21 protein-coding genes are annotated in these 25,995 nt (G+C 70.7%); 14 read left to right on the top strand and 7 right to left on the bottom strand.

What is annotated here, in order from left to right; genetic code table 11:
- From ACZ58V_RS06100 to recQ, 14 genes are all read left to right on the top strand, one after another.
- Window positions 1–555, top strand: a complete 555-nt coding sequence (locus tag ACZ58V_RS06100) for a NuoB/complex I 20 kDa subunit family protein (protein ID WP_010041554.1) — start codon at window positions 1–3, stop codon at window positions 553–555.
- Complete coding sequence (locus ACZ58V_RS06095; protein ID WP_468186681.1) at window positions 552–1,295, top strand: NADH-quinone oxidoreductase subunit C; 744 nt, start codon at window positions 552–554, stop codon at window positions 1,293–1,295. The genes ACZ58V_RS06100 and ACZ58V_RS06095 overlap by 4 nt, the downstream gene beginning before the upstream one ends.
- Window positions 1,292–2,614 (top strand): NADH-quinone oxidoreductase subunit D, encoded by a 1,323-nt coding sequence (locus ACZ58V_RS06090; RefSeq protein ID WP_391103352.1) that lies wholly within the window; start codon window positions 1,292–1,294, stop codon window positions 2,612–2,614. The genes ACZ58V_RS06095 and ACZ58V_RS06090 overlap by 4 nt, the downstream gene beginning before the upstream one ends.
- A complete protein-coding gene (gene nuoE, locus ACZ58V_RS06085) occupies window positions 2,611–3,471 on the top strand; it encodes an NADH-quinone oxidoreductase subunit NuoE (protein WP_471288548.1) in 861 nt (286 codons plus the stop codon). The genes ACZ58V_RS06090 and nuoE overlap by 4 nt, the downstream gene beginning before the upstream one ends.
- Window positions 3,471–4,817 (top strand): NADH-quinone oxidoreductase subunit NuoF, encoded by a 1,347-nt coding sequence (nuoF, locus tag ACZ58V_RS06080; RefSeq protein WP_267944395.1) that lies wholly within the window; start codon window positions 3,471–3,473, stop codon window positions 4,815–4,817. The genes nuoE and nuoF overlap by 1 nt, the downstream gene beginning before the upstream one ends.
- Window positions 4,814–7,318: an NADH-quinone oxidoreductase subunit G gene (locus ACZ58V_RS06075; protein ID WP_471288547.1), complete on the top strand. Its 2,505-nt coding sequence runs from the start codon at window positions 4,814–4,816 to the stop codon at window positions 7,316–7,318. Before nuoF ends, ACZ58V_RS06075 begins: the two co-directional genes overlap by 4 nt.
- Window positions 7,315–8,691, top strand: a complete 1,377-nt coding sequence (gene nuoH, locus ACZ58V_RS06070) for an NADH-quinone oxidoreductase subunit NuoH (protein WP_468186691.1) — start codon at window positions 7,315–7,317, stop codon at window positions 8,689–8,691. The genes ACZ58V_RS06075 and nuoH overlap by 4 nt, the downstream gene beginning before the upstream one ends.
- Window positions 8,684–9,325 (top strand): NADH-quinone oxidoreductase subunit NuoI, encoded by a 642-nt coding sequence (gene nuoI, locus ACZ58V_RS06065; RefSeq protein WP_189728581.1) that lies wholly within the window; start codon window positions 8,684–8,686, stop codon window positions 9,323–9,325. Before nuoH ends, nuoI begins: the two co-directional genes overlap by 8 nt.
- The gene (locus tag ACZ58V_RS06060) at window positions 9,322–10,164 is read left to right on the top strand and encodes an NADH-quinone oxidoreductase subunit J (RefSeq protein WP_471288546.1); all 843 of its coding nucleotides are present in this window, start codon (window positions 9,322–9,324) and stop codon (window positions 10,162–10,164) included. Before nuoI ends, ACZ58V_RS06060 begins: the two co-directional genes overlap by 4 nt.
- On the top strand, window positions 10,161–10,460 hold the full coding sequence (gene nuoK, locus ACZ58V_RS06055; protein WP_003992252.1) for an NADH-quinone oxidoreductase subunit NuoK: 300 nt from the start codon (window positions 10,161–10,163) through the stop codon (window positions 10,458–10,460). Before ACZ58V_RS06060 ends, nuoK begins: the two co-directional genes overlap by 4 nt.
- Window positions 10,461–10,475: 15 nt before the next feature.
- Window positions 10,476–12,389 (top strand): NADH-quinone oxidoreductase subunit L, encoded by a 1,914-nt coding sequence (nuoL, locus tag ACZ58V_RS06050; RefSeq protein ID WP_471288545.1) that lies wholly within the window; start codon window positions 10,476–10,478, stop codon window positions 12,387–12,389.
- 5 nt (window positions 12,390–12,394) lie between these two features.
- A complete protein-coding gene (locus ACZ58V_RS06045; protein WP_471288544.1) occupies window positions 12,395–13,966 on the top strand; it encodes an NADH-quinone oxidoreductase subunit M in 1,572 nt (523 codons plus the stop codon).
- On the top strand, window positions 13,963–15,612 hold the full coding sequence (gene nuoN, locus ACZ58V_RS06040; RefSeq protein WP_468186703.1) for an NADH-quinone oxidoreductase subunit NuoN: 1,650 nt from the start codon (window positions 13,963–13,965) through the stop codon (window positions 15,610–15,612). Before ACZ58V_RS06045 ends, nuoN begins: the two co-directional genes overlap by 4 nt.
- Before the next feature lie 176 nt (window positions 15,613–15,788).
- A complete protein-coding gene (gene recQ / locus ACZ58V_RS06035; RefSeq protein ID WP_468188244.1) occupies window positions 15,789–17,789 on the top strand; it encodes a DNA helicase RecQ in 2,001 nt (666 codons plus the stop codon).
- A gap of 45 nt (window positions 17,790–17,834) precedes the next feature.
- Here the strand turns inward: recQ and ACZ58V_RS06030 are convergent, their stop codons facing one another.
- From ACZ58V_RS06030 to ACZ58V_RS06000, 7 genes are all read right to left on the bottom strand, one after another.
- A complete protein-coding gene (locus tag ACZ58V_RS06030) occupies window positions 17,835–20,654 on the bottom strand; it encodes a fumarate reductase/succinate dehydrogenase flavoprotein subunit (protein ID WP_471288543.1) in 2,820 nt (939 codons plus the stop codon).
- Window positions 20,655–20,665: 11 nt separating this feature from the next.
- Window positions 20,666–21,505, bottom strand: coding sequence for an ABC transporter ATP-binding protein (locus ACZ58V_RS06025; protein ID WP_468186709.1), 840 nt, complete (start codon window positions 21,503–21,505; stop codon window positions 20,666–20,668).
- Window positions 21,489–22,382 carry an ABC transporter permease gene (locus ACZ58V_RS06020; RefSeq protein WP_471288542.1) on the bottom strand — a complete coding sequence of 298 codons (894 nt, stop codon included), beginning with the start codon at window positions 22,380–22,382 and terminating at the stop codon, window positions 21,489–21,491. Before ACZ58V_RS06020 ends, ACZ58V_RS06025 begins: the two co-directional genes overlap by 17 nt.
- Window positions 22,379–23,725, bottom strand: coding sequence for an ABC transporter substrate-binding protein (locus ACZ58V_RS06015; protein ID WP_471288749.1), 1,347 nt, complete (start codon window positions 23,723–23,725; stop codon window positions 22,379–22,381). Before ACZ58V_RS06015 ends, ACZ58V_RS06020 begins: the two co-directional genes overlap by 4 nt.
- 45 nt (window positions 23,726–23,770) lie before the next feature.
- The gene (locus tag ACZ58V_RS06010) at window positions 23,771–23,998 is read right to left on the bottom strand and encodes a 4Fe-4S dicluster domain-containing protein (RefSeq protein ID WP_010986276.1); all 228 of its coding nucleotides are present in this window, start codon (window positions 23,996–23,998) and stop codon (window positions 23,771–23,773) included.
- Between the two features lie 33 nt (window positions 23,999–24,031).
- Window positions 24,032–24,832 (bottom strand): GntR family transcriptional regulator, encoded by an 801-nt coding sequence (locus ACZ58V_RS06005; RefSeq protein WP_468186717.1) that lies wholly within the window; start codon window positions 24,830–24,832, stop codon window positions 24,032–24,034.
- A 170-nt stretch (window positions 24,833–25,002) separates the two neighbouring features.
- Window positions 25,003–25,941, bottom strand: coding sequence for a M56 family metallopeptidase (locus tag ACZ58V_RS06000; protein WP_184591929.1), 939 nt, complete (start codon window positions 25,939–25,941; stop codon window positions 25,003–25,005).
- Window positions 25,942–25,995 lie beyond the last annotated feature (54 nt).

Genomic DNA, 25,995 nt, shown 5'->3' with positions numbered 1-25,995 from the left:
ATGGGACTCGAAGAAAAGCTGCCGAGCGGCTTCCTGCTGACCACCGTCGAGCAGGCCGCGGGCTGGGTGCGCAAGTCGTCCGTCTTCCCCGCCACGTTCGGCCTCGCCTGCTGTGCCATCGAGATGATGACCACCGGCGCCGGCCGCTACGACCTGGCGCGCTTCGGCATGGAGGTCTTCCGGGGCTCGCCCCGGCAGGCGGACCTGATGATCGTCGCCGGCCGGGTCAGCCAGAAGATGGCGCCGGTACTGCGGCAGGTCTACGACCAGATGCCGAACCCCAAGTGGGTGATCTCCATGGGGGTCTGCGCCTCCTCGGGCGGCATGTTCAACAACTACGCCATCGTCCAGGGCGTCGACCACATCGTGCCGGTCGACATCTATCTCCCCGGCTGCCCGCCACGGCCGGAGATGCTGATGGACGCCATCCTCAAGCTCCACCAGAAGATCCAGACCTCCAAGCTCGGCGTGAACGCCGAGGAGGCGGCCCGCGAGGCGGAGGAGGCGGCGCTCAAGGCCCTGCCGACCATCGAGATGAAGGGGCTGCTGCGATGAGCGACGCGAACGGCACGGGCGGCGCCAACCCCGAGAAGGACCTGTCGGCCTCCAACCTCCCCGGCCGGCGCGGCGAGGGCGGTGAGGAGATCCGCGTCCAGCGCGGCATGTTCGGCGCGAACAACGGCGGCGACACCTCCGGCTACGGCGGCCTGGTCCGCTCGGTCCGGCTCCCGGGCCAGGCGACCCGCCCCTACGGCGGCTGGTTCGACGAGGTCGCCGACGAGCTGGAGGGAGCCCTGGAGGAACAGGGACTGCTCCCCGAGAACGCCATCGAGAAGACGGTCGTCGACCGCGACGAGCTGACCTTCCACATCGAGCGCGAGCACCTGGTCCGCGTCGCCCGCACCCTGCGCGACGACCCGGCCCTGCGCTTCGAGCTGTGCACCGGCGTCAGCGGCGTCCACTACCCGAACGACAAGGGCCGCGAGCTGCACGCCGTCTACCACCTGCGCTCGATCACCCACAACCGGCTGATCCGCCTGGAGGTCAGCGCCCCCGACAGCGACCCGCACATCCCGTCGCTGTTCTCCGTCTATCCGACGAACGACTGGCACGAGCGCGAGACGTACGACTTCTTCGGCATCGTCTTCGACGGTCACCCGGCCCTGACGCGGATCATGATGCCGGACGACTGGCAGGGCTTCCCGCAGCGCAAGGACTACTCCCTCGGCGGCATCCCCGTCGAGTACAAGGGCGCCCAGATCCCGGCTCCGGACCAGCGGAGGTCGTACTCATGAGCACTTCGCACGCCTCCCCTCGCGAGACCACCGAGGGCACCGTCTACACCGTCACCGGCGGCGACTGGGACGAGGTCGTCGAGTCGGCGGCCCGCGCCGACGACGAGCGCATCGTCGTCAACATGGGCCCCCAGCACCCGTCCACCCATGGAGTGCTCCGCCTGATCCTGGAGATCGAGGGCGAGACCGTCACCGAGGCCCGCTGCGGCATCGGCTACCTGCACACCGGCATCGAGAAGAACCTCGAGTACCGGACGTGGACGCAGGGCACGACGTTCGTGACGCGCATGGACTACCTGACGCCGTTCTTCAACGAGACGGCGTACTGCCTCGGCGTCGAGAAGCTCCTCGGCATCGAGGACCAGATCCCGGACCGGGCCTCGATCATCCGGGTGCTCCTGATGGAGCTGAACCGGCTGTCGTCGCACCTGGTGTGCATCGCCACCGGCGGCATGGAGCTCGGCGCCACCACGGTCATGATCTACGGATTCCGTGATCGTGAACTCATTCTCGATATCTACGAGCTGATCACCGGCCTGCGGATGAACCACGCGTACATCCGCCCCGGCGGACTCGCCCAGGACCTGCCGCCCGGCGCGGTGGACCACATCCGCGAGTTCGTGAAGAAGATGAAGAAGAACCTCCCGGAGTACGACAAGCTCGCCACCGGGAACCCCATCTTCAAGGCCCGCATGCAGGACGTCGGCTATCTGGACCTGGCCGGCTGCATGGCCCTCGGCGCGACGGGCCCGATCCTGCGCTCCACCGGCCTGCCGCACGACCTGCGCAAGACGCAGCCGTACTGCGGCTACGAGACGTACGACTTCGACGTCCCGACCGCCGACACCTGCGACTCCTACGGCCGCTTCCTCATCCGGCTGGAGGAGATGCGCCAGTCCCTCAGGATCGTCGAGCAGTGCCTGGACCGGCTCCAGCCCGGCCCGGTCATGGTCGCCGACAAGAAGATCGCCTGGCCGGCCCAGCTCGCCCTGGGACCCGACGGCCTCGGCAACTCCCTCGACCACATCAAGAAGATCATGGGCACCTCCATGGAGGCCCTGATCCACCACTTCAAGCTGGTCACCGAGGGTTTCCGCGTCCCGCCGGGACAGGCGTACGCGGCGGTCGAGTCACCCAAGGGCGAACTCGGGGTGCACGTCGTGTCCGACGGCGGCACCCGCCCCTACCGGGTCCACTTCCGCGACCCGTCCTTCACCAACCTGCAGGCCATGGCGGCGATGTGCGAGGGCGGCCAGGTCGCCGACGTCATCGTCGCCGTCGCGTCCATCGACCCCGTGATGGGAGGCGTCGACCGGTGACCACCTCTTCTTCCGAGCGGGGCGTCAGCCTGGGCATGCCCGAACTGCCCGCGCCCGCCTACCCGGACGACGTCCGGGCCCGTCTGGAGACGGACGCGCGCGAGGTCATCGCCCGCTACCCGGACTCCCGGTCCGCCCTCCTGCCGCTGCTGCACCTCGTGCAGTCGGAGGAGGGACACGTCACGCGCACGGGAATGCGGTTCTGCGCGGACATGCTCGGCCTGACCACGGCCGAGGTCACCGCGGTCGCCACCTTCTACACCATGTACCGGCGCCGGCCGAGCGGTGACTACCAGGTGGGGGTGTGCACCAACACCCTGTGCGCCGTGATGGGCGGGGACGCGATCTTCGAGGAGCTCCAGGAGCACCTCGGCGTCGGCAACGGCGAGACCACCGACGACGGCAAGATCACCCTGGAGCACATCGAGTGCAACGCGGCCTGCGACTTCGCGCCGGTCGTGATGGTCAACTGGGAGTTCTTCGACAACCAGACCCCGGGCAGCGCCAAGGGCCTCGTCGACGACCTGCGCGCGGGACGGCCGGTCACGCCCACGCGCGGGGCGCCGCTGTGCACCTTCAAGGAGACCGCCCGGGTCCTGGCCGGTTTCCCCGACGAGCGGGACGGGGCCGTCGAGTCCGGCGGCAGTGCGGGACCCGCTTCCCTGGTCGGCCTGAAGCTCGCCAAGGGGGAGGCCGCACCCGCGCGTGTGGTGCATCCGCGCGGTGAGGCGGCCCGGACCGAGACACCTCACGACCCGTCACCGACGGAGCACTTGAGCTCGCACGACGCGCCGCAGGACACGTCGGCCTCCGACCCGGCCCACCCGGCCGGGCCCGCCGCCGAGGAGGGGGAGTGATGACCTTGGCACCCGAGCTGAAAGACATGAGCCCCGAGAAGCTGCTCGCGCCGGTGCTGTCGGCCTTCTGGGACGAGGACAAGTCCTGGACGCTGGACGTGTACCGAAGGCACGAGGGGTACGAAGGGCTTCGCAAGGCGCTCGCCATGTCGCCGGACGACGTGATCGCGTACGTCAAGGAGTCCGGTCTGCGCGGGCGCGGCGGCGCTGGATTCCCGACGGGGATGAAGTGGCAGTTCATTCCCCAGGGGGATGGAAAGCCGCACTATCTGGTTGTCAACGCCGACGAGTCGGAGCCCGGGACGTGCAAGGACATCCCGCTCCTCTTCGCGAACCCGCACAGCCTCATCGAGGGCATGATCATCGCGTGTTACGCCATCAGGTCTTCGCATGCCTTCATCTATCTGCGTGGTGAAGTCGTCCCAGTGCTGCGGCGGTTGCACTCTGCCGTGCGCGAGGCGTACGAGGCGGGCTTCCTGGGCGAGAACATCCAGGGCAGCGGACTCGACCTCGACATCACCGTGCACGCGGGCGCGGGCGCGTACATCTGCGGTGAGGAGACCGCACTGCTGGACTCGCTCGAAGGCCGCCGGGGTCAACCGCGGCTTCGTCCCCCCTTCCCTGCTGTCGCGGGCCTCTACGCGTGCCCGACTGTGGTGAACAACGTCGAGTCGATCGCGTCGGTTCCCGCGATCATGAGCCGGGGCAAGGACTGGTTCCGGTCGATGGGGAGTGAGAAGTCGCCAGGCTTCACGCTCTACTCCCTGTCCGGCCATGTCGCGGGCCCCGGTCAGTACGAGGCGCCGCTCGGGATCACGCTCCGCCAGCTCCTCGACATGAGCGGCGGCATGCGCCCCGGGCACCGCCTCAAGTTCTGGACGCCGGGGGGCTCCTCGACCCCGATGTTCACCGACGAGCATCTCGACGTCCCTCTTGACTACGAAGGAGTGGGCGCCGCGGGTTCCATGCTCGGCACAAAAGCTCTCCAGTGCTTCGACGAGACGACCTGCGTGGTCCGTGCCGTCACCCGCTGGACCGAGTTCTACGCCCACGAGTCCTGCGGCAAGTGCACGCCCTGCCGCGAAGGCACGTACTGGCTCGTGCAGCTGCTGCGCGACATCGAGGCCGGCAAGGGACGGATGTCCGACCTCGACAAGCTGAACGACATCGCCGACAACATCAACGGCAAGTCCTTCTGCGCCCTCGGCGACGGCGCCGCCTCGCCGATCTTCTCCTCGCTCAAGTACTTCCGCGAGGAGTACGAGCAGCACATCACGGGCCGGGGCTGCCCCTTCGACCCGGCCAGGTCGACGGCCTGGGCCGACCGCACGGAGGTGAACGCATGACCGTGACCACCAGCTCTCCCTCCGGCGGGGGAGATGCGGCGGTCCCGCCGGAGGACCTCGTGTCGCTGACGATCGACGGCGCCGAGATCAGCGTGCCCAAGGGCACCCTGGTCATCCGGGCCGCCGAACAGCTCGGCATCGAGATCCCCCGGTTCTGCGACCACCCGCTCCTCGATCCGGCCGGCGCCTGCCGCCAGTGCATCGTCGAGGTCGAGGGCCAGCGCAAGCCCATGGCGTCCTGCACCATCACCTGCACCGACGGGATGGTGGTGAAGACCCACCTCACCTCGCCGGTCGCGGAGAAGGCCCAGAAGGGTGTGATGGAGCTCCTGCTCATCAACCACCCGCTGGACTGCCCGGTCTGCGACAAGGGCGGCGAGTGCCCGCTGCAGAACCAGGCCATGTCGCACGGTGACGCCGACTCCCGCTTCGAGGGCCGCAAGCGCACCTACGAGAAGCCCGTGCCGATCTCCACGCAGGTGCTGCTCGACCGTGAGCGCTGCGTGCTGTGCGCCCGCTGCACCCGGTTCTCCAACCAGATCGCGGGCGACCCGATGATCGAGCTGGTCGAGCGGGGCGCGCTCCAGCAGGTCGGCATCGGCGAGGGCGACCCGTTCGAGTCGTACTTCTCCGGCAACACCATCCAGATCTGCCCGGTCGGCGCGCTGACCTCGGCGGCGTACCGATTCCGCTCCCGTCCCTTCGACCTGGTCTCCTCCCCGTCGGTCTGCGAGCACTGCTCCGGCGGCTGCGCGACGCGCACCGACCACCGGCGCGGCAAGGTCATGCGGCGGCTCGCCGCCAACGACCCCGCGGTCAACGAGGAGTGGATCTGCGACAAGGGGCGGTTCGGCTTCCGGTACGCGCAGCAGCGGGACCGGCTCGAGACGCCGCTCGTGCGCAACGCCGAGGGCGAGCTGGAACCGGCCTCCTGGCCCGAGGCGCTGCAGATCGCGGCCCAGGGGCTGCTGGCCTCCCGGGGCCGCACCGGTGTCCTGACCGGCGGCCGGCTCACCATCGAGGACGCCTACGCCTACAGCAAGTTCGCGCGCGTGGCGCTCGACACCAACGACATCGACTTCCGCGCGCGCGTGCACAGCGGTGAGGAGGCCGACTTCCTCGCCGCCCAGGTCGCCGGGCGCGGCCGGGACCTCGACGGTACGGGCGTCACGTACACCGCGCTGGAGAAGGCGCCCGCCGTCCTGCTGGTCGGGTTCGAGGCGGAGGAGGAGGCGCCCGGCGTCTTCCTGCGGCTGCGCAAGGCCTGGCGGGGGCACGGGCAGCGGGTCTTCTCGCTGGCCACGCACGCCACCCGCGGTCTGGAGAAGGCCGGGGGCACGCTGCTGCCCGCGGCTCCCGGCACCGAGACCGAGTGGCTGGACGCGCTCGGGAGCGGCGTCGGCCTGGAGGACGACGGCGCCACGGCCGCCGAGGCGCTGCGCGCCGAGGGCGCTGTGATCGTCGTCGGCGAGCGGCTGGCCGCGGTGGCCGGCGGACTCACCGCCGCCATGCGCACCGCGACCGCCACCGGGGCCCGGCTGGCCTGGATCCCGCGCCGGGCCGGGGAGCGCGGCGCGATCGAGGCGGGCGCGCTGCCGTCGCTGCTGCCGGGCGGACGCCCGGCCACCGACCCACGCGCGCGGGACGAGGTCGCCGGTGTCTGGGGCGTGGCCGGCCTCCCGCACCGCTACGGCCGCGACACCGGCCAGATCGTCGAGGCCGCCGCGACCGGCGAGCTGCAGGCGCTGCTGGTGGCGGGCGTGGAGATCGCCGACCTGCCCGACCCGGCACGCGCGCGTGAGGCGCTCGACGAGGTCGGCTTCCTGGTCTCCCTCGAACTGCGGCCCAGCGAGATCAGCCGCGAGGCCGATGTCGTCCTGCCCGTCGGCGCGGTCGCCGAGAAGGCCGGCACCTTCCTCAACTGGGAAGGCCGGGTCCGCTCCTTCGAGGCCGCGCTCAAGCCCGACCAGATGACCCGCAGCCTCGCGCCCACCGACGCGCGCGTGCTGCAGATGCTGGCCGACGCCATGGACGTCCACCTCGGACTTCCCGATCTGCGCACCGTGCGCGCGGAGATCGACCGGCTCGGCTCCTGGGACGGCCCGCGGGCCGGCGAACCCCTGGAGACCGCGGCCGCGCTGCCCCGCCCGGCCGTCGGCGAGGCCGTCCTCGCCGGGCACCGGCTGCTGCTCGACCAGGGCCTCCTCCAGCAGGGCGACGAGGCACTCGCCGGAACCCGGCACGCCGCACGCGCGCGTGTGTCGGCCGCGACGGCCGCCGAGGCGGGCGTCAAGGACGGCGACCTCCTCGCCGTGACCGGCCCCCAGGGCGCCGTGGAACTCCCGCTCCAGATCAGTGAGATGCCCGACCGGGTGGTGTGGCTGCCGCTGAACTCCAGCGGTGGCGGCGTCGCCTCCGACACCGGGGCGCGGCCCGGCTCCCTCGTCCGCATCGGCCCGGCGACGCTCGCCGGCGAGGCCCCCAAGGAGGTGGAGGCATGAGCTTGTACCTCGCCGCTGAAGACCTCTCGATGTTCGGCCGCGACCCGTGGTGGCTGGTCGTCATCAAGGCGGTGTTCTGCTTCGCCTTCCTGATGGTGACCGTGCTGGTCTCCATCGTCATGGAGCGCAAGGTCGTCGCCTGGATGCAGCTGCGCATCGGCCCCAACCGGCACGGCCCCTGGGGCATGCTCCAGTCGCTCGCCGACGGCATCAAACTGATGCTCAAGGAGGACGTCGTCGTCAAGCGCGCGGACAAGGCGGTCTACGTCCTCGCGCCGATCATCGCGGCCATCCCGGCTTTCATGGCGATCGCGGTGATCCCCTTCGGCCCGGCCGGCAACGAGATCTCGATCTTCGGCCAGCGCACCACGATGCAGCTCACCGACCTGCCGATCGCGATGCTCTACATCCTCGCGGTCGCCTCGGTCGGCATCTACGGCATCGTCCTCGCGGGCTGGAGCTCCGGCTCGACGTACCCGCTGCTGGGCGGCCTGCGCTCCTGCGCGCAGATGATCTCCTACGAGATCGCCATGGGCGCCGCCTTCGCCTCCGTCTTCCTCTACTCGGGGTCGATGTCGACGTCGACGATCGTCGAGCAGCAGGCCGACCGCTGGTACATCCTGCTGCTGCCGCTCTCCTTCATCCTCTACATCGTCACGATGGTCGGCGAGACCAACCGCGCCCCCTTCGACATGCCGGAGTCCGAAGGTGACCTGGTCGGCGGCTTCAACACCGAGTACTCGTCGATCAAGTTCGCGATGTTCATGCTCGCCGAGTACGTCAACATGGTGACCGTCTCGGCCGTCGCCACCACGCTGTTCCTCGGCGGCTGGCGGGCCCCGTGGCCGATCAGCACCTTCTGGGAGGGCGCGAACCACGGCTGGTGGCCGATGCTCTGGTTCACCGTCAAGGTCCAGCTGCTGCTGTTCATGTTCATCTGGATCCGCGGCACGCTCCCGCGCGTCCGCTACGACCAGCTGATGAAGCTCGGCTGGAAGGTCCTCATCCCGGTCTCGCTGGTGTGGCTGATGCTCGTCGCCACCGTGCGGGCCCTGCGGAACGAGAACTACGACTTCGCCGACATCGTGCTCTACGTCGGCGGCGGGGTGCTGGCCCTGCTGGTGCTCTCCTTCGTCGTCGACATGTTCCGCGAGAAGTCCAAGCAGGCCGAGCGGCCGGCCGAGACCCCGGCGGCCTTCGACCCCATGGCGGGCGGATACCCCGTACCGCCGCTGCCCGGACAGGAGCTTCCGCCGGCTCCCAGGCGCCGTTCGCGCCGTGAGCGGGAGCTGATTGTCAGTGGTGGACCCGATACTCAGAGTGACGGATCTCTGGGCGGATCTACGGATGGAAAGGAGGCGTCCGATGACTGAGGAACCGAAGGACACCAAGCCCGGTTTCCAGAACCCCGTGGCCGGCTTCGGCGTGACCTTCAAGGCCATGTTCAAGAAGCGGCTGACCGAGCAGTACCCGGAGCAGCAGAAGACCACGGCTCCGCGCTTCCACGGACGGCACCAGCTCAACCGCCATCCGGACGGCCTGGAGAAGTGCGTCGGCTGTGAGCTGTGCGCGTGGGCCTGTCCCGCGGACGCGATCTATGTGGAGGGCGCGGACAACACCGACGAGGAGCGCTACTCGCCGGGCGAGCGGTACGGCCGGGTCTACCAGATCAACTACGCCCGCTGCATCCTGTGCGGCCTGTGCATCGAGGCGTGCCCCACGCGCGCGCTCACGATGACGAACGAGTTCGAGCTGGCCGACTCCAGCCGGGCCAACCTCATCTACACCAAGGAGCAGTTGCTCGCCGGTCTCGAGGACGGCATGGTCGACTCGCCCCACGCCATCTACCCGGGGACGGACGAACAGGACTACTACCGGGGCCTGGTCACCGAGGCCGCGCCCGGCACGGAGCAGCAGGTCGCCCACTCCAAGGGCGAGGTCGTGCAGGAGTCCGACTCGACCTTCGGCGGGACCGAACCGGCGTCGGAGAAGGTGATCGGCGGATGACCACGCAGCTCGCCGCCTACTCCACCTCCACCGGAGAGGCCGTCCAGTTCTGGATCCTCGGCACGATCGCGGTGATCGGCGCCCTGGGCACCATCCTCATGAAGAGGGCCGTGCACAGTGCGCTCTGCCTCGCCGGGACCATGATCATCCTGGCGGTGTTCTACCTCGCCAACGGCGCCTACTTCCTGGGCGTCGTGCAGATCGTCGTCTACACCGGCGCGATCATGATGCTGTTCCTGTTCGTGGTGATGCTCGTCGGCGTGACCGCGGCGGACTCCCTGAAGGAGACCATCAAGGGCCAGCGCTGGCTGGCCCTGCTGTGCGGTCTCGGCTTCGGCGTCCTGCTGATCGGCGGCATCGGCAACGCCTCCCTCACGGAGTTCAACGGCCTCGGCCAGGCGAACGCCGGGGGCAACGTGGAGGGCATCGCCGCCCTCATCTTCACCAAGTACGTCTTCGCGTTCGAGATCACCGGTGCCCTGCTCATCACGGCCGCCGTCGGCGCCATGGTGCTCACCCACCGCGAGCGCACCGAGCGGGCCAAGACGCAGCGGGAGCTCTCCGAGGAGCGGGTCCGCGAAGGCCGGCAACTGCCGCCCCTGCCGGCGCCCGGTGTGTATGCCCGGCACAACGCGGTCGACATCGCGGGCCTGCTGCCCGACGGCACACCGTCCGACCTCACCGTCAGCAAGACGCTGCGCGAGCGCGGCCAGATCCGCGACGTGTCGCAGGAGGCGCTCAACGACCTCAAGGCTCTGGAGCAGCGGTCCGAGGACCGCCTGGAGCGCAGGGCGATCGGGCCGGCGAATCTCAAGCGGTCCGAGGAGGCGTCGAAGTGAACCCCGTCAACTACCTCTACCTCGCGGCCCTGTTGTTCACGATCGGCGCCACCGGCGTGCTGATCAGGCGCAACGCGATCGTCGTGTTCATGTGCATCGAGCTCATGCTCAACGCCTGCAACCTCGCGTTCGTCGCCTTCTCCCGGATGCACGGCAACCTCGACGGCCAGATCATCGCGTTCTTCACGATGGTCGTCGCCGCCGCCGAGGTCGTGGTCGGGCTCGCGATCATCGTGTCCCTGTTCCGTGCCCGTCACTCGGCCTCGGTCGACGACGCCAGCCTGATGAAGCTGTAAGGGGTCGGAAGAATCGTGGAGAACCTGATTGCGCTGCTGGTGGCGGCGCCCCTGCTCGGAGCGGTGGTCCTGCTGTGCGGCGGACGCCGGCTGGACGCCGTCGGCCACTGGATCGGCACTGCCCTGGCCGCCTCCTCCTTCGTGCTCGGCATGGTCCTGTTCACCGACATGCTGGGCAAGGGCGCCGACCACCGCGAGATGAGCCAGTTCCTGTTCAGCTGGATCCCGGTCGAGGGTTTCCAGGCGGACGTCGCCTTCCAGCTCGACCAGTTGTCGATGACGTTCGTCCTGCTGATCTCGGGCGTCGGCTCACTGATCCACCTCTACTCCGTCGGGTACATGGAGCACGACGAGCGGCGCCGCCGCTTCTTCGGCTATCTGAACCTGTTCCTCGCGGCGATGCTGCTGCTCGTCCTCGCCGACAACTACCTGCTGCTGTACGTCGGCTGGGAGGGCGTCGGTCTCGCCTCCTACCTGCTGATCGGCTTCTGGCAGCACAAGCCCAGCGCCGCGACGGCCGCGAAGAAGGCCTTCCTGGTCAACCGCGTCGGCGACATGGGCCTGTCCATCGCGATCATGCTGATGTTCCTGTGGTTCGGCACCTTCGCCTTCGGGCCGGTGCTCGGCACCCACGAGGAGGCCGGGCTCGCCGGTGCCGCCGGTGAGGACAAGCTGACCGCCATCGCCCTGATGCTGCTGCTCGCGGCCTGCGGCAAGTCCGCCCAGGTGCCGCTGCAGTCCTGGCTCGGGGACGCGATGGAGGGCCCGACCCCGGTCTCGGCCCTCATCCACGCCGCGACGATGGTGACGGCGGGCGTGTACCTGATCGTCCGCTCCGCGGCCGTCTTCAACGGCGCCCCGGACGCCCAGCTGGTCGTCACCGTCGTCGGTGCGGTCACGCTCCTCTTCGGTGCGATCGTCGGTTGCGCGAAGGACGACATCAAGAAGGCACTGGCCGGCTCGACCATGTCGCAGATCGGCTACATGGTGCTCGCCGCGGGCCTCGGCCCCATCGGCTACGTCTTCGCGATCATGCACCTGGTGACGCACGGCTTCTTCAAGGCGGGGCTGTTCCTCGGCGCCGGTTCGGTCATGCACGGCATGAACGACGAGGTGGACATGAGGAAGTACGGCGGTCTCAGGACGTACATGCCGGTCACCTTCGTCACCTTCGGCCTCGGCTACCTGGCGATCATCGGCTTCCCGGGCCTGTCCGGCTTCTTCTCCAAGGACATGATCATCGAGTCGGCGTTCGCCAAGGGCGGCACCGAGGGCTGGATCCTCGGCGGCGTGGCCCTGCTGGGCGCGGCCATCACGGCGTTCTACATGACGCGCGTGATGCTGATGACGTTCTTCGGCGAGAAGCGCTGGCAGCCCGACGAGAAGGGCAATGAACCGCATCCGCACGAGTCGCCCAAGATCATGACGATCCCGATGATCGTGCTGGCCGTCGGGTCGGTGGCCGCCGGTGGATTCTTCAGCATCGGCGACCGCTTCGTGCACTGGCTGGAGCCGATCACCGGGCACAGCCACGGCGACTCGCCGATCAGCGCGGGCGCGGTCACCGGCGCGACCGTCACCTGCATGGTCATCGGCGTCGCCCTCGCCTGGGCGCAGTACGGACGGCGCCCGGTCCCGGCCGTCGCCCCGCGCGGATCGCTGCTCACCCGGGCCGCCCGGCGTGACCTGCTCCAGGACGACTTCAACCACGTCGTCCTGGTCCGCGGCGGCGAACACCTCACGCGGTCCCTGGTCTACGTCGACCACACCCTGGTCGACGGCGTCGTCAACGGCACGGCGGCCTCGGTCGGCGGCCTCTCCGGGCGGATGCGCAGGCTGCAGAACGGCTTCGCCCGCTCCTACGCGGTCTCGATGTTCGGCGGCGCGGCGGTCCTGGTCGCCGTGACCCTGCTGATGAGGGCGGTCTGATACCGATGTCCTTTCCTCTGCTGACAGTGACAGCGGCGCTCCCGGCCGTCGGGGCGATCGCCACGGCCGCCGTACCGGCCGCGCGGCGCACAGTCGCCAAATGGCTGGCGCTGCTCTTCTCGCTCGCCACGCTCGTCCTGGCGATCGTCGTCCTGGTGCGCTTCGACCCGGGCGGCGACCGCTACCAGCTCACCGAGTCCCACTCCTGGATCGCGGACTTCGGCGTCCGCTACGAACTGGGCGTGGACGGCATCGCGGTGGCGCTCATCGCGCTCACGGCCCTGCTGATCCCGTTCATCGTCCTCGCGGGCTGGAACGACGCCGACCCGCTGGAGACCGGCAGCACTCGCTGGCGGCCGACGCAGGGCTTCTTCGCCCTGATCCTGGCCGTCGAGGCGATGGTGATCATCTCCTTCGAGGCCACCGACGTCTTCCTCTTCTACATCTTCTTCGAAGCCATGCTGATCCCGATGTACTTCCTCATCGGCGGCTTCGGGGACCGTGCCCACGAGCACGGCGAGAAGGCGGCGGCGACGCAACGGTCGTACGCGGCGGTGAAGTTCCTGCTCTACAACCTGGTCGGCGGTCTGATCATGCTGGCCGCGGTGATCGGCCTGTACGTGGTCGCCGGGAACTTTTCGCTCACGGAGATCGCCGAGGCCCGGGCCAACGGCTCGCTCGACATGGCGACCAACACCGAACGGTGGCTGTTCCTGGGCTTCTTCTTCGCCTTCGCGGTGAAGGCGCCGCTGTGGCCGCTGCACACCTGGCTGCCCAACGCGATGCAGGAGTCCACCGCCCCGGTCGCCGTCCTCATCACGGCGGTCGTCGACAAGGTCGGCACCTTCGCGATGCTCCGCTTCTGCCTCCAGCTCTTCCCGGAGGCGAGCAAGTGGGCGACGCCCGCGATCCTCGTCCTCGCCCTGATCAGCATCATCTACGGGGCGCTGCTCGCGGTCGGCCAGCGCGACATCAAGCGGCTGGTGGCCTACGCGTCGATCTCCCACTTCGGCTTCATCATCATGGGCATCTTCGCGATGACCAGCCAGGGCCAGTCCGGGGCGACGCTCTACATGGTCAACCACGGCATCTCGACCGCCGCGCTGATGCTGGTGGCGGGCTTCCTGATCTCCCGGCGCGGCTCGCGGCTCATCGCCGACTACGGCGGAGTGCAGAAGGTCGCGCCGGTGCTCGCCGGCACGTTCCTGATCGGCGGCCTGGCGACCCTGTCGCTGCCGGGCCTCGCCCCGTTCATCAGCGAGTTCCTGGTCCTGGTCGGCACGTTCACGCGGTACCCGGTGGTCGGCATCATCGCCACCTTCGGCATCGTCCTGGCCGCGCTCTACACCCTCGTCCTCTACCAGCGGACGATGACGGGCCCGGTGAAACCCGAGCTCGCGAAGATGCCGGACCTCAGGGTGCGTGAACTCGTGGTCGTCGCCCCGCTGGTCGTCCTGCTGATCTTCCTGGGCGTCTACCCGAAGCCCCTCACCCAGATCATCGACCCGGCGGTCAAACAGACCATGTCCGACGTACAGCAGAAGGACCCCAAGCCCGAGGTGGAGGCGGCCAAGTGAGCGCAACAGCCGTCCACAGCCTGTGGACAACGGCGGCCGACCCGATCTCGAAGATCGACGCGCCGAAGATCGAATACGGGCAGCTCGCTCCCACCCTGATCATCGTCGGTGCGGCGATCGTCGGGATCCTGGTCGAGGCGTTCGTACCGCGCAAGTCCCGTTATTACGTCCAGATGTTCGTGTCCGTCGTCGCGATCGCGGCCGCCTTCGCGGCGGTCGTGGCGCTCGCGGCCGACGGGTACGGCACGACCAAGGCGCACATCGCGGCGATGGGCGCCATCGCCGTCGACGGACCGGCCCTCTTCCTGCAGGGCACGATCCTGCTGGCGGCCCTGGTCGGCCTGTTCACCTTCGCCGAGCGGCGCCTCGACCCGGAGGCGCACGGCAACCGCGTCGACTCCTTCGCCGCGCAGGCCGCGTCCGTGCCGGGCAGTGAGAGCGAGAAGGCCGCGGTCAGGGCCGGGTTCACCACCACCGAGGTGTTCCCGCTGCTGCTGTTCGCCGTCGCCGGCATGCTGATCTTCCCGGCGGCCAACGACCTGCTGACGCTGTTCGTGGCGCTGGAGGTCTTCTCCCTGCCGCTGTACCTGCTGTGCGCGCTGGCCCGCCGCAAGCGGATGATGTCGCAGGAGGCGGCGGTCAAGTACTTCCTGCTCGGCGCCTTCGCCTCGGCGTTCACCCTGTTCGGCATCGCGCTGCTGTACGGCTACGCGGGCTCGATGTCGTACGCGACGATCGCACAGGTCGTCGACGGCACCGTGCAGGACGTCAACCCGGCACTCGCCGGCACCATGGGCAACGACGCGCTGCTGCTGGTCGGCGCCGCTCTGCTGGTGATGGGCCTGCTGTTCAAGGTGGGCGCGGTGCCGTTCCACATGTGGACGCCGGACGTGTACCAGGGCGCGCCGACGCCGGTGACCGGCTTCATGGCCGCGGCGACGAAGGTGGCGGCGTTCGGCGCGCTGCTGCGCGTGCTGTACGTCGTCCTGCCCGGCCTGCGCTGGGACTGGCGGCCGGTGATGTGGGCCGTGGCGATCATCACCATGCTGGGCGGTGCGATCGTCGCGATCACGCAGACCGACATCAAGCGGCTGCTGGCGTACTCGTCGATCGCGCACGCCGGGTTCATCCTCGCGGGTGTCATCGCGACCACGCCGGACGGTGTCTCCTCCGTCCTCTTCTACCTGGCGGCGTACTCGTTCGTGACGATCGGCGCCTTCGCGGTGGTCACGCTCGTGAGGGACGCGGGCGGCGAGGCGACGCACCTGTCCAAGTGGGCGGGGCTCGGCCGGCGCTCGCCGCTGGTGGCGGCCGTGTTCGCGGTGTTCCTGCTGGCCTTCGCCGGCATCCCTCTGACCTCCGGCTTCGCCGGGAAGTTCGCCGTGTTCAAGGCGGCGGCGGAGGGCGGGGCGGCCCCGCTGGTCGTGGTCGGTGTGATCTCGTCGGCGATCGCGGCGTTCTTCTACATCCGGGTCATCGTGCTGATGTTCTTCAGCGAGCCGCGGCCGGAGGGCCCGACGGTGGCCGTACCGTCGCCGCTGACGATGACGGCGATCGGGGTGGGCGTGGCGGTCACGCTGGTGCTCGGTGTGGCTCCGCAGTACTTCCTGGATCTGGCGGGGCAGGCGGGGGTGTTCGTGCGCTGACCGCGCTTGCTTGATGAGGCTGCGGCCCGGCGTCCCTTCTCGGGGTGCCGGGCCGTCGGCCTTGAAGTCGGCCTTGAAGGGGGTGGTCGCCCAGCCTGTGGATAACTTCGGGGCTGTCGGTGGCGACCCCTATCGTGGGGGCAGTGGTCGAAGGACGACGTACGGGGGACAGGACGATGGGTGGGACGGGCGGTATCGCTGAGATGTCAGTGACGCAGAGCGAGGCGCTGGCCACGCTGCACCGGGTCTTCGGATACGAGACCTTCCGGGGCGAGCAGGAAGCGGTCATCGAGCACGTGGTCGCGGGTGGCGACTCGGTCGTGCTCATGCCGACCGGCGCCGGAAAGTCCCTGTGCTACCAGGTGCCGGCTCTGGTCAGGCCTGGCACGGGGATCGTCGTCTCCCCGCTCATCGCCCTGATGCAGGACCAGGTGGACGCACTGCGGGCTCTGGGGGTGCGGGCCGGGTTCGTCAACTCCACGCAGGACTTCGACGAGCGGCGGGTGGTGGAGGCCGAGTTCCTCGCGGGTGAGCTGGACCTGCTGTACCTGGCGCCGGAGCGGCTGCGGCTGGAGAACACGCTCGATCTGCTCTCGCGCGGGAAGATCTCCGTGTTCGCGATCGACGAGGCGCACTGCGTCTCCCAGTGGGGCCACGACTTCCGGCCCGACTACCTGACGCTGTCGCTGCTCGGCGAGCGCTGGCCGGACGTGCCGCGGATCGCCCTCACCGCGACGGCCACCCGCGCCACACACCAGGAGATCACCGAGCGGCTGAACATGCCGGCGGCCCGCCATTTCGTGGCGAGCTTCGACCGGCCCAACATCCAGTACCGGGTCGTGCCGAAGGCGGATCCGAAGAAGCAGCTGCTGAGCTTCCTGCGCGAGGAGCACGCGGGCGACGCGGGCATCGTCTACTGCCTGTCGCGCAACTCCGTCGAGAAGACCGCCGAGTTCCTGAGCCGCAACGGCGTCGAGGCGGTGCCGTACCACGCGGGCCTGGACGCGGGCACGCGCGCGGCCCACCAGTCCCGCTTCCTGCGGGAGGACGGCCTGGTCGTGGTGGCGACCATCGCCTTCGGCATGGGCATCGACAAGCCGGACGTCCGCTTCGTCGCCCACCTCGATCTGCCCAAGTCGGTCGAGGGCTACTACCAGGAGACGGGCCGGGCCGGCCGTGACGGGCTGCCGTCGACGGCCTGGATGGCCTACGGGCTCAACGACGTCATACAGCAGCGCAAGCTGATCCAGTCCGGCGAGGGCGACGAGGCCTTCCGGCGGCGGGCCCAGGCCCACCTGGACTCGATGCTGGCGCTGTGCGAGACCGTCCAGTGCCGCCGGGGCCAGCTCCTCGCCTACTTCGGCCAGGACCCGGACCCGGCCGGCTGCGGCAACTGCGACACCTGCCTCACCCCGCCGGAGACCTGGGACGGCACGGTCGCGGCGCAGAAGGTGCTGTCGACGGTGGTGCGGCTGCAGCGCGAGCGCGGGCAGAAGTTCGGCGCGGTGCAGATCGTCGACATCCTGCTGGGCAAGCGGACCGGCAAGGTGATCCAGTTCGACCACGACCAGCTGTCGGTGTTCGGCATCGGCGAGGAGCTGACCGAGGCCGAATGGCGCGGCGTCATCCGGCAGCTGCTGGCCCAGGGGCTCCTCGCCGTGGAGGGCGAGTACGGCACGCTGGTGCTGACCGACGGCAGCGGGACGGTGCTGCGGCGGGAGCGGGACGTGCCGCTGCGCAAGGAGCCGAAGAAGCCGGTGACCTCCCGGTCGGGGTCCTCGGGCTCCGGACGGGGCGAGCGCAAGGGCAAGGCGGTCGCCGCCGAGCTGCCCGAGGCGCTGGTGCCGGCTTTCGAGGCACTGCGCGCCTGGCGGGCCGAGCAGGCACGCGAACAGGGCGTACCGGCCTACGTCATCTTCCACGACGCCACGCTGCGGGAGATCGCCACGGTGTGGCCGGAGTCGGTGGCCGAGCTCGGTGGGATCGGCGGAGTGGGCGAGAAGAAGCTCGTGACGTACGGGGAGGGCGTGCTGGAGGTGCTCGCGTCACTGGGCGGGCAGCCTGGTTCGACCCCGGCCCAGGGGCCCGACCGGGCTCCGGCCCAGGCGCCCGGCCGGCAGGTGGGTGGGCCGGACGACTGGCCCGAGATGACGGAGCCGGAACCCGACTGGATATGAGGCCGGGCTCCGGCCGGGTCGCGTAGCTCCGGGGGTACGGACCGGTCAGAGCGCCCGTGCCGCGTACGCCCTGACGTCCGCGTCGGAGTCCGTCGTCGCCGTGGCGAGGGCGGCGCGGGCCTCCTCGGCGCTGCGGTGCCGGGTCAGTGCCAGGACGGCGGCCTTGCGGACATCGGCGTTGGCGTCGGCGAGGGCCTTGGCGAGGGCGGGGACCGCCACCTCCGGGTCGGCGACTGACAGGGCCGTGGCGGCCCCGGCCCGTACCTGCCAGGCCGACTCGGACAGGGCGGCCACGGCACGCGTGGTGAGGGGCGCCGGGCAGCCGGTGGTGCCCAGTGCTCCGTAGGCCGCCGCACGCACCAGGGCGTCGGGGTCGTCGAGGAGACCGGTGAGGGCCGCTTCGATCGAGCCGGCGGCGGAATCGGAGCCGGCCGGAAGGCCACCGGACAGTCGCTCGGCCCCCACCGTGGCCAGCCCCTTGGCGATCGCCACCCGCACCTCGCGGGACGGGTCGTCGACCGCCGCTCGGGCCAGTTCCTCGGCGGCGTCGACCGACACCAGCGCGCGTACGGCCTCGATACGGACGGCGATGTCGGCGTCGGCCACGGCGTCCGAGAACAGGACGGCGTCTCCGAGGCGCAGGGCGCGCAGGACGTCCAGCGCGGCGGCGCGGACCACCGGGTCGGGCTCGGCCAGGGCGGCGGCGAGGCCGTCGCGCAGGTCGGGCTCGGGCGGGAGCGTCTCGACGAGCTCCCGCAGTGACGCGGCCGCGGCCGCCCGTACCTCGGCGGCGGTGTCGCGCAGGGCGGCGGCTAGGGCGCGGCCGGTTCCGGGCGGCAACGTCTCGGTGAGTACGGCGACCGCCTCGCGCCGGACGGCGGGCGTGGGATCGGTCAGGTAGGGCTGAAGGGCGTCGAGTTCGGGCTCCTCATCGGCCAGGGCGACCAGTTCGAGGAGGCGCGCGGAGGACTGCTCGGGGGCGGGAGCGGGGGACGAGGACGGCGCTGGCTGCTGCGGTTGCGCAGCCCCGGCCGCCTCCACCTGGGCAGCCACCGGGGCCACATCCCGCGGCCCCGCCATCGCCACGTCCTCGGCGTGGACCTCGCCGATCAGCCTGGAGGGTCCGCCGACGGGGGTGAAGCCGTCGACAGGAACGAGATAGGGAGCCACGGGACGGGCCGTGAACTCCATCGCACCAGAGGGGGACTTGTGCAGATCGAGGTGGTGGAACCAGGACGCGTCGTCGCGCTGGGGGTGGTCGAGACGGTCGTGGTAGAGGCCCCAGCGGGACTCCGTGCGGGCCAGGGAGGACCGGGCGGCCATCTCCGCGCAGTCGCGGATGAAGGTGACCTCCGCGCAGCGCATCAGTTCGTGCGCGGTGTGGGCGCCCATCTCGGCGATGTCGGCGTGCATCCGCTCGAACGATTCCAGGGCCAGCGACAGCCGGGCGCCGGACTTCGGCGGGGCCACGTAGTCGTTCACGAAGCGGCGCAGCTTGTACTCGACCTGGGGCTGCGGCGGGCCGTCGGGGTTGCGCAGCGGGCGGTAGATCAGCTCGTGCGCCTCCCGGAGCTGCTCGGAAGGCAACTCCCCTTCGTATGCCGCGTACTGGGACGCGTCCGCACCCGCGAGATCGCCGTAGACGAACGCGCCGATCATGTAGTTGTGCGGCACGCAGGCCAGGTCGCCGGCCGCGTACAGCCGGGGCACGGTCGTACGGGCGTGGTCGTCCACCCGGACGCCGGAGGCGGAGTGGCCGCCGCACAGGCCGATCTCGGAGATGTGCATCTCGATGTCGTGGGTGCGGTAGTCGTGGCCGCGGCCGGAGTGGAAGGTGCCGCGGGTCGGGCGTTCGGTCGAGTGGAGGATCGTCTCCAGGGCCGAGACCGACTCCTCGGGGAGGTGGCTCAGCTTCAGGTAGACCGGGCCCCGGTCGGAGGCGACCTCCGCCGCGAACTCGGCCATCATCTGGCCCGACCAGTAGTCGGAGTCGACGAAGCGCTCGCCGTGCCGGTTGACCTGGTAGCCGCCGAAGGGGTTGGCGACGTAGGCGCAGGCCGGGCCGTTGTAGTCCTTGATCAGCGGGTTGATCTGGAAGCACTCGATGCCGGTGAGCTCGGCGCCCGCGTGGTAGGCCATGGCGTAGCCGTCGCCCGCGTTGGTGGGGTTCTCGTAGGTGCCGTAGAGGTAGCCGGAGGCGGGCAGGCCGAGGCGGCCGCAGGCGCCGGTCGCGAGGATCACCGCGCCCGCGCGGACCTGGACGAACTGCCCGGTGCGGGTGTTGAAGCCCGCCGCGCCGACGGCGCGCCCCTCGGCGGTGAGGACACGCACCGGCATCACCCGGTTCTCGATGCGGATCCTCTCCCGCATCTCGCGCCGCCGCAGCTGCCGGTACAGGACCTTCTTGACGTCCTTGCCCTCCGGCATCGGCAGCACGTAGGAGCCGGAGCGGTGGACCTGGCGGACCGCGTAGTCGCCGTGCTCGTCCTTCTCGAACTTCACGCCGTACGACTCCAGCCGCTGCACCATGCCGAAGCCGCGGGTGGCGGTCTGGCGGACGGTGGACTGGTCGACGATGCCGTCGTTGGCGCGGGTGATCTCGGCGACGTAGTCGTCGGGTTCGGCGCGGCCCGGGATGACCGCGTTGTTGACGCCGTCCATGCCCATGGCGAGCGCGCCGGAGTGGCGGACGTGGGCCTTCTCCAGCAGCAGCACGTTCGCGCCGTGCTCGGCGGCGGTCAGTGCCGCCATGGTGCCGGCGGTGCCGCCGCCGATGACGAGGACGTCGCAGGTCAGTTCCTCGGCGTCGGCGAGGGACGGGACGGCCAGGGAGGTGTCCGCAGGGGGGTTCACGGAGGTGGTCACCGGGGTGCCTTTCAGGTACCGAGCGAGGTGAGGACGTCGCGCCGCAGGGCCACGCGCGCCGGGTCGTCGTGCGCGCCCCGGTCGCGCGGGCGGGGCACGTCCCGTACGGCGACGAGGCCGCCCGCGCCGAGCAGGGCGACACGGTCGCCGAGGAAGAGGGCCTCGTCCACGTCGTGGGTGACGAAGACGACGGTCGCGCCCGTGCCGTGCAGCACCTCCACCAGCAGGTCCTGCATGCCCGCCCGGGTCTGGGCGTCGAGCGCGCCGAACGGCTCGTCCATCAGGACGGCGCGCGGGCGTGCGGCCAGGGCGCGGGCCAGCTGCACGCGCTGGCGCTGCCCGCCGGAGACCCGGTGCGGCAACTGCCGTGCCTGCGTGCCGAGTCCGACCCGCTCCAGCCACGACTGGGCCTGTTCCCGGCGCTCGGCGCGGGACACGCCGCGGATGGCGAGGGGCAGTTCGACGTTGGCGCGCAGGGTGCGCCAGGGGAGCAGTGCGTCCTCCTGGAAGACCAGGGCGCGGTCGGCCGCGGGGCCGGTCAGCGGGTGCCCGTCCTGGGTGATCTCCCCGGCGAGCGGGGACAGCAGGCCGGCCAGGGTGCGCAGGAGGGTCGACTTGCCGCAGCCGGACGGGCCGACGACGGTGAGGATCTCGCCGGGGGCGATGTCCAGGTCGACGTCGTCCAGCGCGGGTGCACCGGGGCGGCCGAGGGAGGCGCCGGCCAGGGTGAGCCGCGTGCCGCGCACCGGCGGGCCGGTGACGGTCTCGGGCGAGGCGCCTGGGGTGGTCTCCTTCGAGGCGCTCACACCGGTCTCGGGCGAGGTGCCGACGGTCTCAGACGAGGTGCTCATCGCGTGCCTCCTCGGATGCGGGGCCCCCGGACACGGGGCCGCCGGATACGGCGGCGGGGGCGGCCGGCGCGGGCTTCACGGACCGGGCGGGGCGGGGCGGCCGGGCGCCGGGGACGTAGGCGGTGCGGGGCAGCCAGCGGGTGAGGCGGCGGCCCAGCAGTTCCACGGCCGTGGAGGTGAGCCAGCCGAGCACGCCGATGGTGACCATGCCGACGAACACGCCCGGGTAGTCGACGACGGTGTAGTCCTGCCAGGTGCGGTAGCCGACCCCGTACTGGCCGGAGATCATCTCGGCGGAGATCACGCAGATCCAGGACACGCCGATGCCGACGGACAGGCCGCCGAACACGCCGGGCAGCGCGCCCGGAAGGACGACGGAGCCGAGGATCCGCCACCGGCCGCCGCCCATGGTGCGCACCGCCTCCTCCCACATGGGGGTCAGGGCGCGCACCGCGTGCCGGGTGGAGACCAGGACCGGGAAGAACGCGGCGGTGCAGGTGATGAAGACGATGCCCTGCTCGTTGGAGGGGAAGAGCAGGATCGCCACGGGGACGAGCGCGATGGCCGGGATCGGGCGGATCACCTCCAGCACCGGGCCGAGCAGGTCCTCGGCGAGCCGCGAGCGCGCCACCAGCACGCCCGTGGCGACGCCCAGGACGGCGGCCAGCAGGAAGCCCGTGAGGATCCGGGTCAGGCTGTCGGTCAGGTCCGTCCAGTAGTCCGGCCCGGACAGCCGGGCGGCGAAGGCCCGGGCCACGTCGGTGACCGTCGGGAACTGCGAGAAGCGCAGCCACAGATCGACGTTCAGGCTGGTCAGCGCCTGCCACAGGCCGAGGGCGACCGCCAGCGAGGCCACGCGGAGCACATAACGCCTCACGACGCCTGCTCCAGAGCGTCGGCGTAGGAGACGACCCGCGCTCCGCCGTGCCCGGCGATGTACGCCTGCGCGGTCTCGGGCGCGACGAAGGGCAGCAGCTTGTCGCCGTCGGCCACCCACACGGCCTTGTCGGCGAACCACAGGGTGCCGGTGGTGGTGTCGGGGACGTAGGCGGCGCGGACGGCGTCGCGGTGCCCGGCCACGTACTTCAGCAGCTGAGAGGGGGAGGTGAAGGTGACGGTCTTCGAGGCGCCCTTGGGCCAGGCCTCGCTCGCGGCCGGCGCGGGCTTCGCGGCGAGCTGCCTGGCGTACGCCGTCGGCCCGAGGGCCTTCTTCACGTACCGGTCGTCGACGAAGGAGTCGACGTCCACGTCGCCGGTGAGTTTCGCCGACTTGAGGATCGAGACGTCCTTCTTCAAGGCGGAGACGAGCTGGGGCTTGATGGCCGGGTCGAAGGTGGCGATGCCGTGAGCGCCGTTGTAGAGGTAGACGACCTCGGCGGGCAGGGCGGTCGCCTTCGCGACCTTCTCGGCGGCGTCCACCGGGTGGTCGTTCAGATAGTCCGTCGCCTGCGCCTGCGCCTTCAGGAACGCGTCCAGCACGGCGGGCCGCTCCTTGGCGAAATGCTCGCGGGCGGTGACGCCGTGGAAGGTGGGCAGGTTCAGCCGGGCCCCGTCGTACAGGGCCTTCGCCTTGCCCTGGTAGGCGAGCAGGCCCGGCCAGGCGACGAACTGCGACAGCGCGTCCGCGCTGCCCGCGGTGAGAGCCGAGGCGCCGACGGAGGGCTGCTGGTTGAGCTTCTCGATGCCGCTGTTCGGGTCGATGCCGGCGCGCTGCAGGGCCCGTACGAGGGTGCCGTCGGCGGCCGAGCCGACGCTCGTGGAGACCTTCTTGCCCTTCAGGTCCTTCAGGGAGGCGAGCTTGGAACCGGGCGCGGTGACGATGGTGTTGAGGCCGCCGCGGAGGTTGTAGCCGGTGACCGAGACCAGGCGGGTGGGGCTGTTCAGCTGCTTGCCGCGGGCCGCGTTGATGAGCAGCGGGAAGTCGCCCATCGAGCCGATGTCGATCTTCCCGGCGGTCATCTGGGCGGTGATCGGCGCGCCGGTGGCGTAGTCCTGCCAGTTCACCTTGTAGGTGATGCCGTCGTGGCGGGCGTTGAGCTGTTTCTCGAAGTAGCCGAGGGAGCGGAGCAGGGTGCCCGCCGTGACGGTGTTGATCGTCCTGGACTGGTAGCCGACGGTGACGGTGACCGTGGAGCCGCTGCCGGCCTCGGCGTCACCGCCGCAGGCGCTGAGCGGGAGCAGGAGGACGACGGCGGACATCGCGACCGCGGTGCGTTTCAGGGTGGTTCGGGATGTGATGGTTCGGGACATGGCGGTTCGGGCCTCTCACCGGAGCAGATAGGGCATGTTGACCGTGACGGCTCCGGTGGGGCATCGGGCCGCGCACGGGCCGCAGTACCAGCACTCGTCGACATGCATGTACGCCTTGCCGTTGCTCTCGTCGATGGCGAGGGAGTCCAGCGGGCACATGTCCACACAGAGCGTGCAGCCGTCGATGCACTTCGACTCGTCGATGGTCACGGGCACGTCGGCCCGCTGGGGCGCCAAGGGCATGGCTGTCTCCAGGGATCTGCGCGAGCGGGGTGGTTACCGGTACCGGTGCAGCAGGCCGCTCATGGTGATGCGGTCGCCGCGGAAGCGGATGAACTCCAGGTCGACCGGGCGGCCGTCCGCGAGGTGGGTGAGGCGTTCCAGCATGAGGACGGCGGTGCCGCGCGGGGCCTCGAGCACGGCGGCCGAGTGGGTGTCCGCGCTGACCGCTTCCAGGGTGATCTCGGCGTGGCCGAGGGGCTGGCCGGTGACGGCTTCCAGGAGGCGGAAGACGTCGGTGTTCTCCAGGTCGGCGCCGAGCAGTTCGGTGCCGATGTCGAGAGGGATGTAGGTGAGGTCGAGGGACAGGGGGAGGCCGTTCAGACGGCGCAGGCGTTCGATGTAGAGGACGTCGGTGCCGGGCGCGAGGTGGAGGCGTTCGGCGACCGGCGCGGGTGCCGGGGCGGGGCCCATGGTGCGGACCTCGTTGGTGACCCGGCCGTGTTCGCGGAGGGTTTCCGCGAGACCCATCAGGCGGTCGAGACCGTGGGGGTACTTGTGGGCCACGACCACGGTGCCGACGCCGGGCCGGCGCTCCACGAGGCCCTCGGCCCGCAGCAGGTCGAGCGCCTCGCGGACCGTGTTGCGGCCGGCGCCGTAGTCGGCGGCGAGGGTCGACTCGTGGGGGAGGGTGCCGCCGGGGAAGGCGCCGGTGAGCGTCTGCTGGCGGAGCAGGTCCGCCAGTTGCCTGGCCCGGTCGGCGCGCAGCCGTCGCCGCGCGCGGTGGGCGGCGACGGTGGTCGCGGCTCCCGGTCCGGCGTGGTCTCGGCTGCGGTCGATGGGCATGGATCGGACCATACCTATCCGATAGGAAAAGGAGTGTTGCGGGAGTGTTGCGCCACCGGGAATGTGACCGGTTCGACTGTTGAGCTGCGGTTTCGGCGGGCCCGTGGGGAGATCTGCCACCACGGCCGCGGCCGTTCGACGGCCGGATCCGCCCCACTGGCTCCGGCGCCCGGCCGGTACGGCTACGACAGCGCCGTCAGGCCCGGGGCGAACGCGATCAGCAGGGGCAGCAGCGGTACGAGCGCGGCCGTGGTGGTCGTCAGGGCCCGGTGCCTGCGCCCGAGCCGGGGCGGCGGTTCCAGGAGCCGGTCGACCCGTTCGCCCAGCAGCCGGTGGCTGGAGGCGCAGGACAGGACGCCGCGGTGCTGGTTGAGCTCGATCAGGGCCAGTGCGGTGGTCAGGTGGCCGCAGCGGCGGGAGGCGGTGTCGTCGGCGGCCAGTTCGACCAGGCGGTGGGTCTGGTCGCAGAAGTGGGCGAACAGCGGGATGCGGGGGAAGCCGGTGGCCAGGGCCGTGGACAGGTGCAGCAGCCAGTCGTGGCGGGCGCGGGCGTGGCCGCGCTCGTGGGTGAGGACGGCGTCGAGCTGGTGGCCGGTGAGGCGGTGCAGGGCGCCCGTGGTGACGATCAGCTGGGACGGACTGCCGGGCATCCACCAGGCGTCGGGGTACTCGTCCTCCAGGACCAGCAGGGGACCGCGGGCGGCGGGCAGGCCGGCCGGCAAGTCGGGGGCGCGTTCGCGCAGGTGGGCGCGGGCCTGGGCGCGGCGTCGGCGGGCCTCGACGAGTTCGCGCGCGAGCATCGCGGTCGTCCAGGCCGCGCCGCAGGCCAGCAGCAGGGTGAGGGTGGCGGCCCACGGCGGGGCGGTGGAGAGGTCGTACGCCGCGGTCACGGCGGGCGGCGCCGGGGCGAAGAGCTGGGCGCGGACCGTGCCGAAGACGGCGGCGGCACCCAGGGCGAGAGCCGTCACGCAGCACAGCAGGACGGTGGCGACCAGGCACTGCCACACCCACAGCGCGACCACCGGTTCCCGCTCGGGCCACGCGGACCGGGTCAGCGCCCGGGGCACGGGCACGGCGGCCGTCACGGCGACAACGCTCAGCAGGAGCAGGCAGACGGTCATTGCCACGGGCTCCGGTTCCTGGTCGGAAGAGGGGCGGCTACGGGTGGTGCGGGG

The organism is Streptomyces sp. NPDC040589, from assembly GCF_055594445.1.
The sequence above is the reverse complement of the archived record's forward strand: the minus strand, read 5'-3'. Positions and strand labels throughout refer to the sequence as shown.

Coding starts and splice junctions, on each gene's coding strand:
- ACZ58V_RS06025 (WP_468186709.1), bottom strand. CDS start 21,505: ATGAGCACCTCGTCTGAGACCGTCGGCACCTCGCCCGAGACCGGTGTG.
- ACZ58V_RS06095 (WP_468186681.1), top strand. CDS start 552: ATGAGCGACGCGAACGGCACGGGCGGCGCCAACCCCGAGAAGGACCTG.
- ACZ58V_RS06100 (WP_010041554.1), top strand. CDS start 1: ATGGGACTCGAAGAAAAGCTGCCGAGCGGCTTCCTGCTGACCACCGTC.
- ACZ58V_RS06005 (WP_468186717.1), bottom strand. CDS start 24,832: ATGGTCCGATCCATGCCCATCGACCGCAGCCGAGACCACGCCGGACCG.
- ACZ58V_RS06000 (WP_184591929.1), bottom strand. CDS start 25,941: ATGACCGTCTGCCTGCTCCTGCTGAGCGTTGTCGCCGTGACGGCCGCC.
- nuoF (WP_267944395.1), top strand. CDS start 3,471: ATGACCTTGGCACCCGAGCTGAAAGACATGAGCCCCGAGAAGCTGCTC.
- ACZ58V_RS06075 (WP_471288547.1), top strand. CDS start 4,814: ATGACCGTGACCACCAGCTCTCCCTCCGGCGGGGGAGATGCGGCGGTC.
- ACZ58V_RS06060 (WP_471288546.1), top strand. CDS start 9,322: ATGACCACGCAGCTCGCCGCCTACTCCACCTCCACCGGAGAGGCCGTC.
- ACZ58V_RS06090 (WP_391103352.1), top strand. CDS start 1,292: ATGAGCACTTCGCACGCCTCCCCTCGCGAGACCACCGAGGGCACCGTC.
- ACZ58V_RS06045 (WP_471288544.1), top strand. CDS start 12,395: ATGTCCTTTCCTCTGCTGACAGTGACAGCGGCGCTCCCGGCCGTCGGG.
- nuoH (WP_468186691.1), top strand. CDS start 7,315: ATGAGCTTGTACCTCGCCGCTGAAGACCTCTCGATGTTCGGCCGCGAC.
- recQ (WP_468188244.1), top strand. CDS start 15,789: ATGGGTGGGACGGGCGGTATCGCTGAGATGTCAGTGACGCAGAGCGAG.
- ACZ58V_RS06010 (WP_010986276.1), bottom strand. CDS start 23,998: ATGCCCTTGGCGCCCCAGCGGGCCGACGTGCCCGTGACCATCGACGAG.
- nuoI (WP_189728581.1), top strand. CDS start 8,684: ATGACTGAGGAACCGAAGGACACCAAGCCCGGTTTCCAGAACCCCGTG.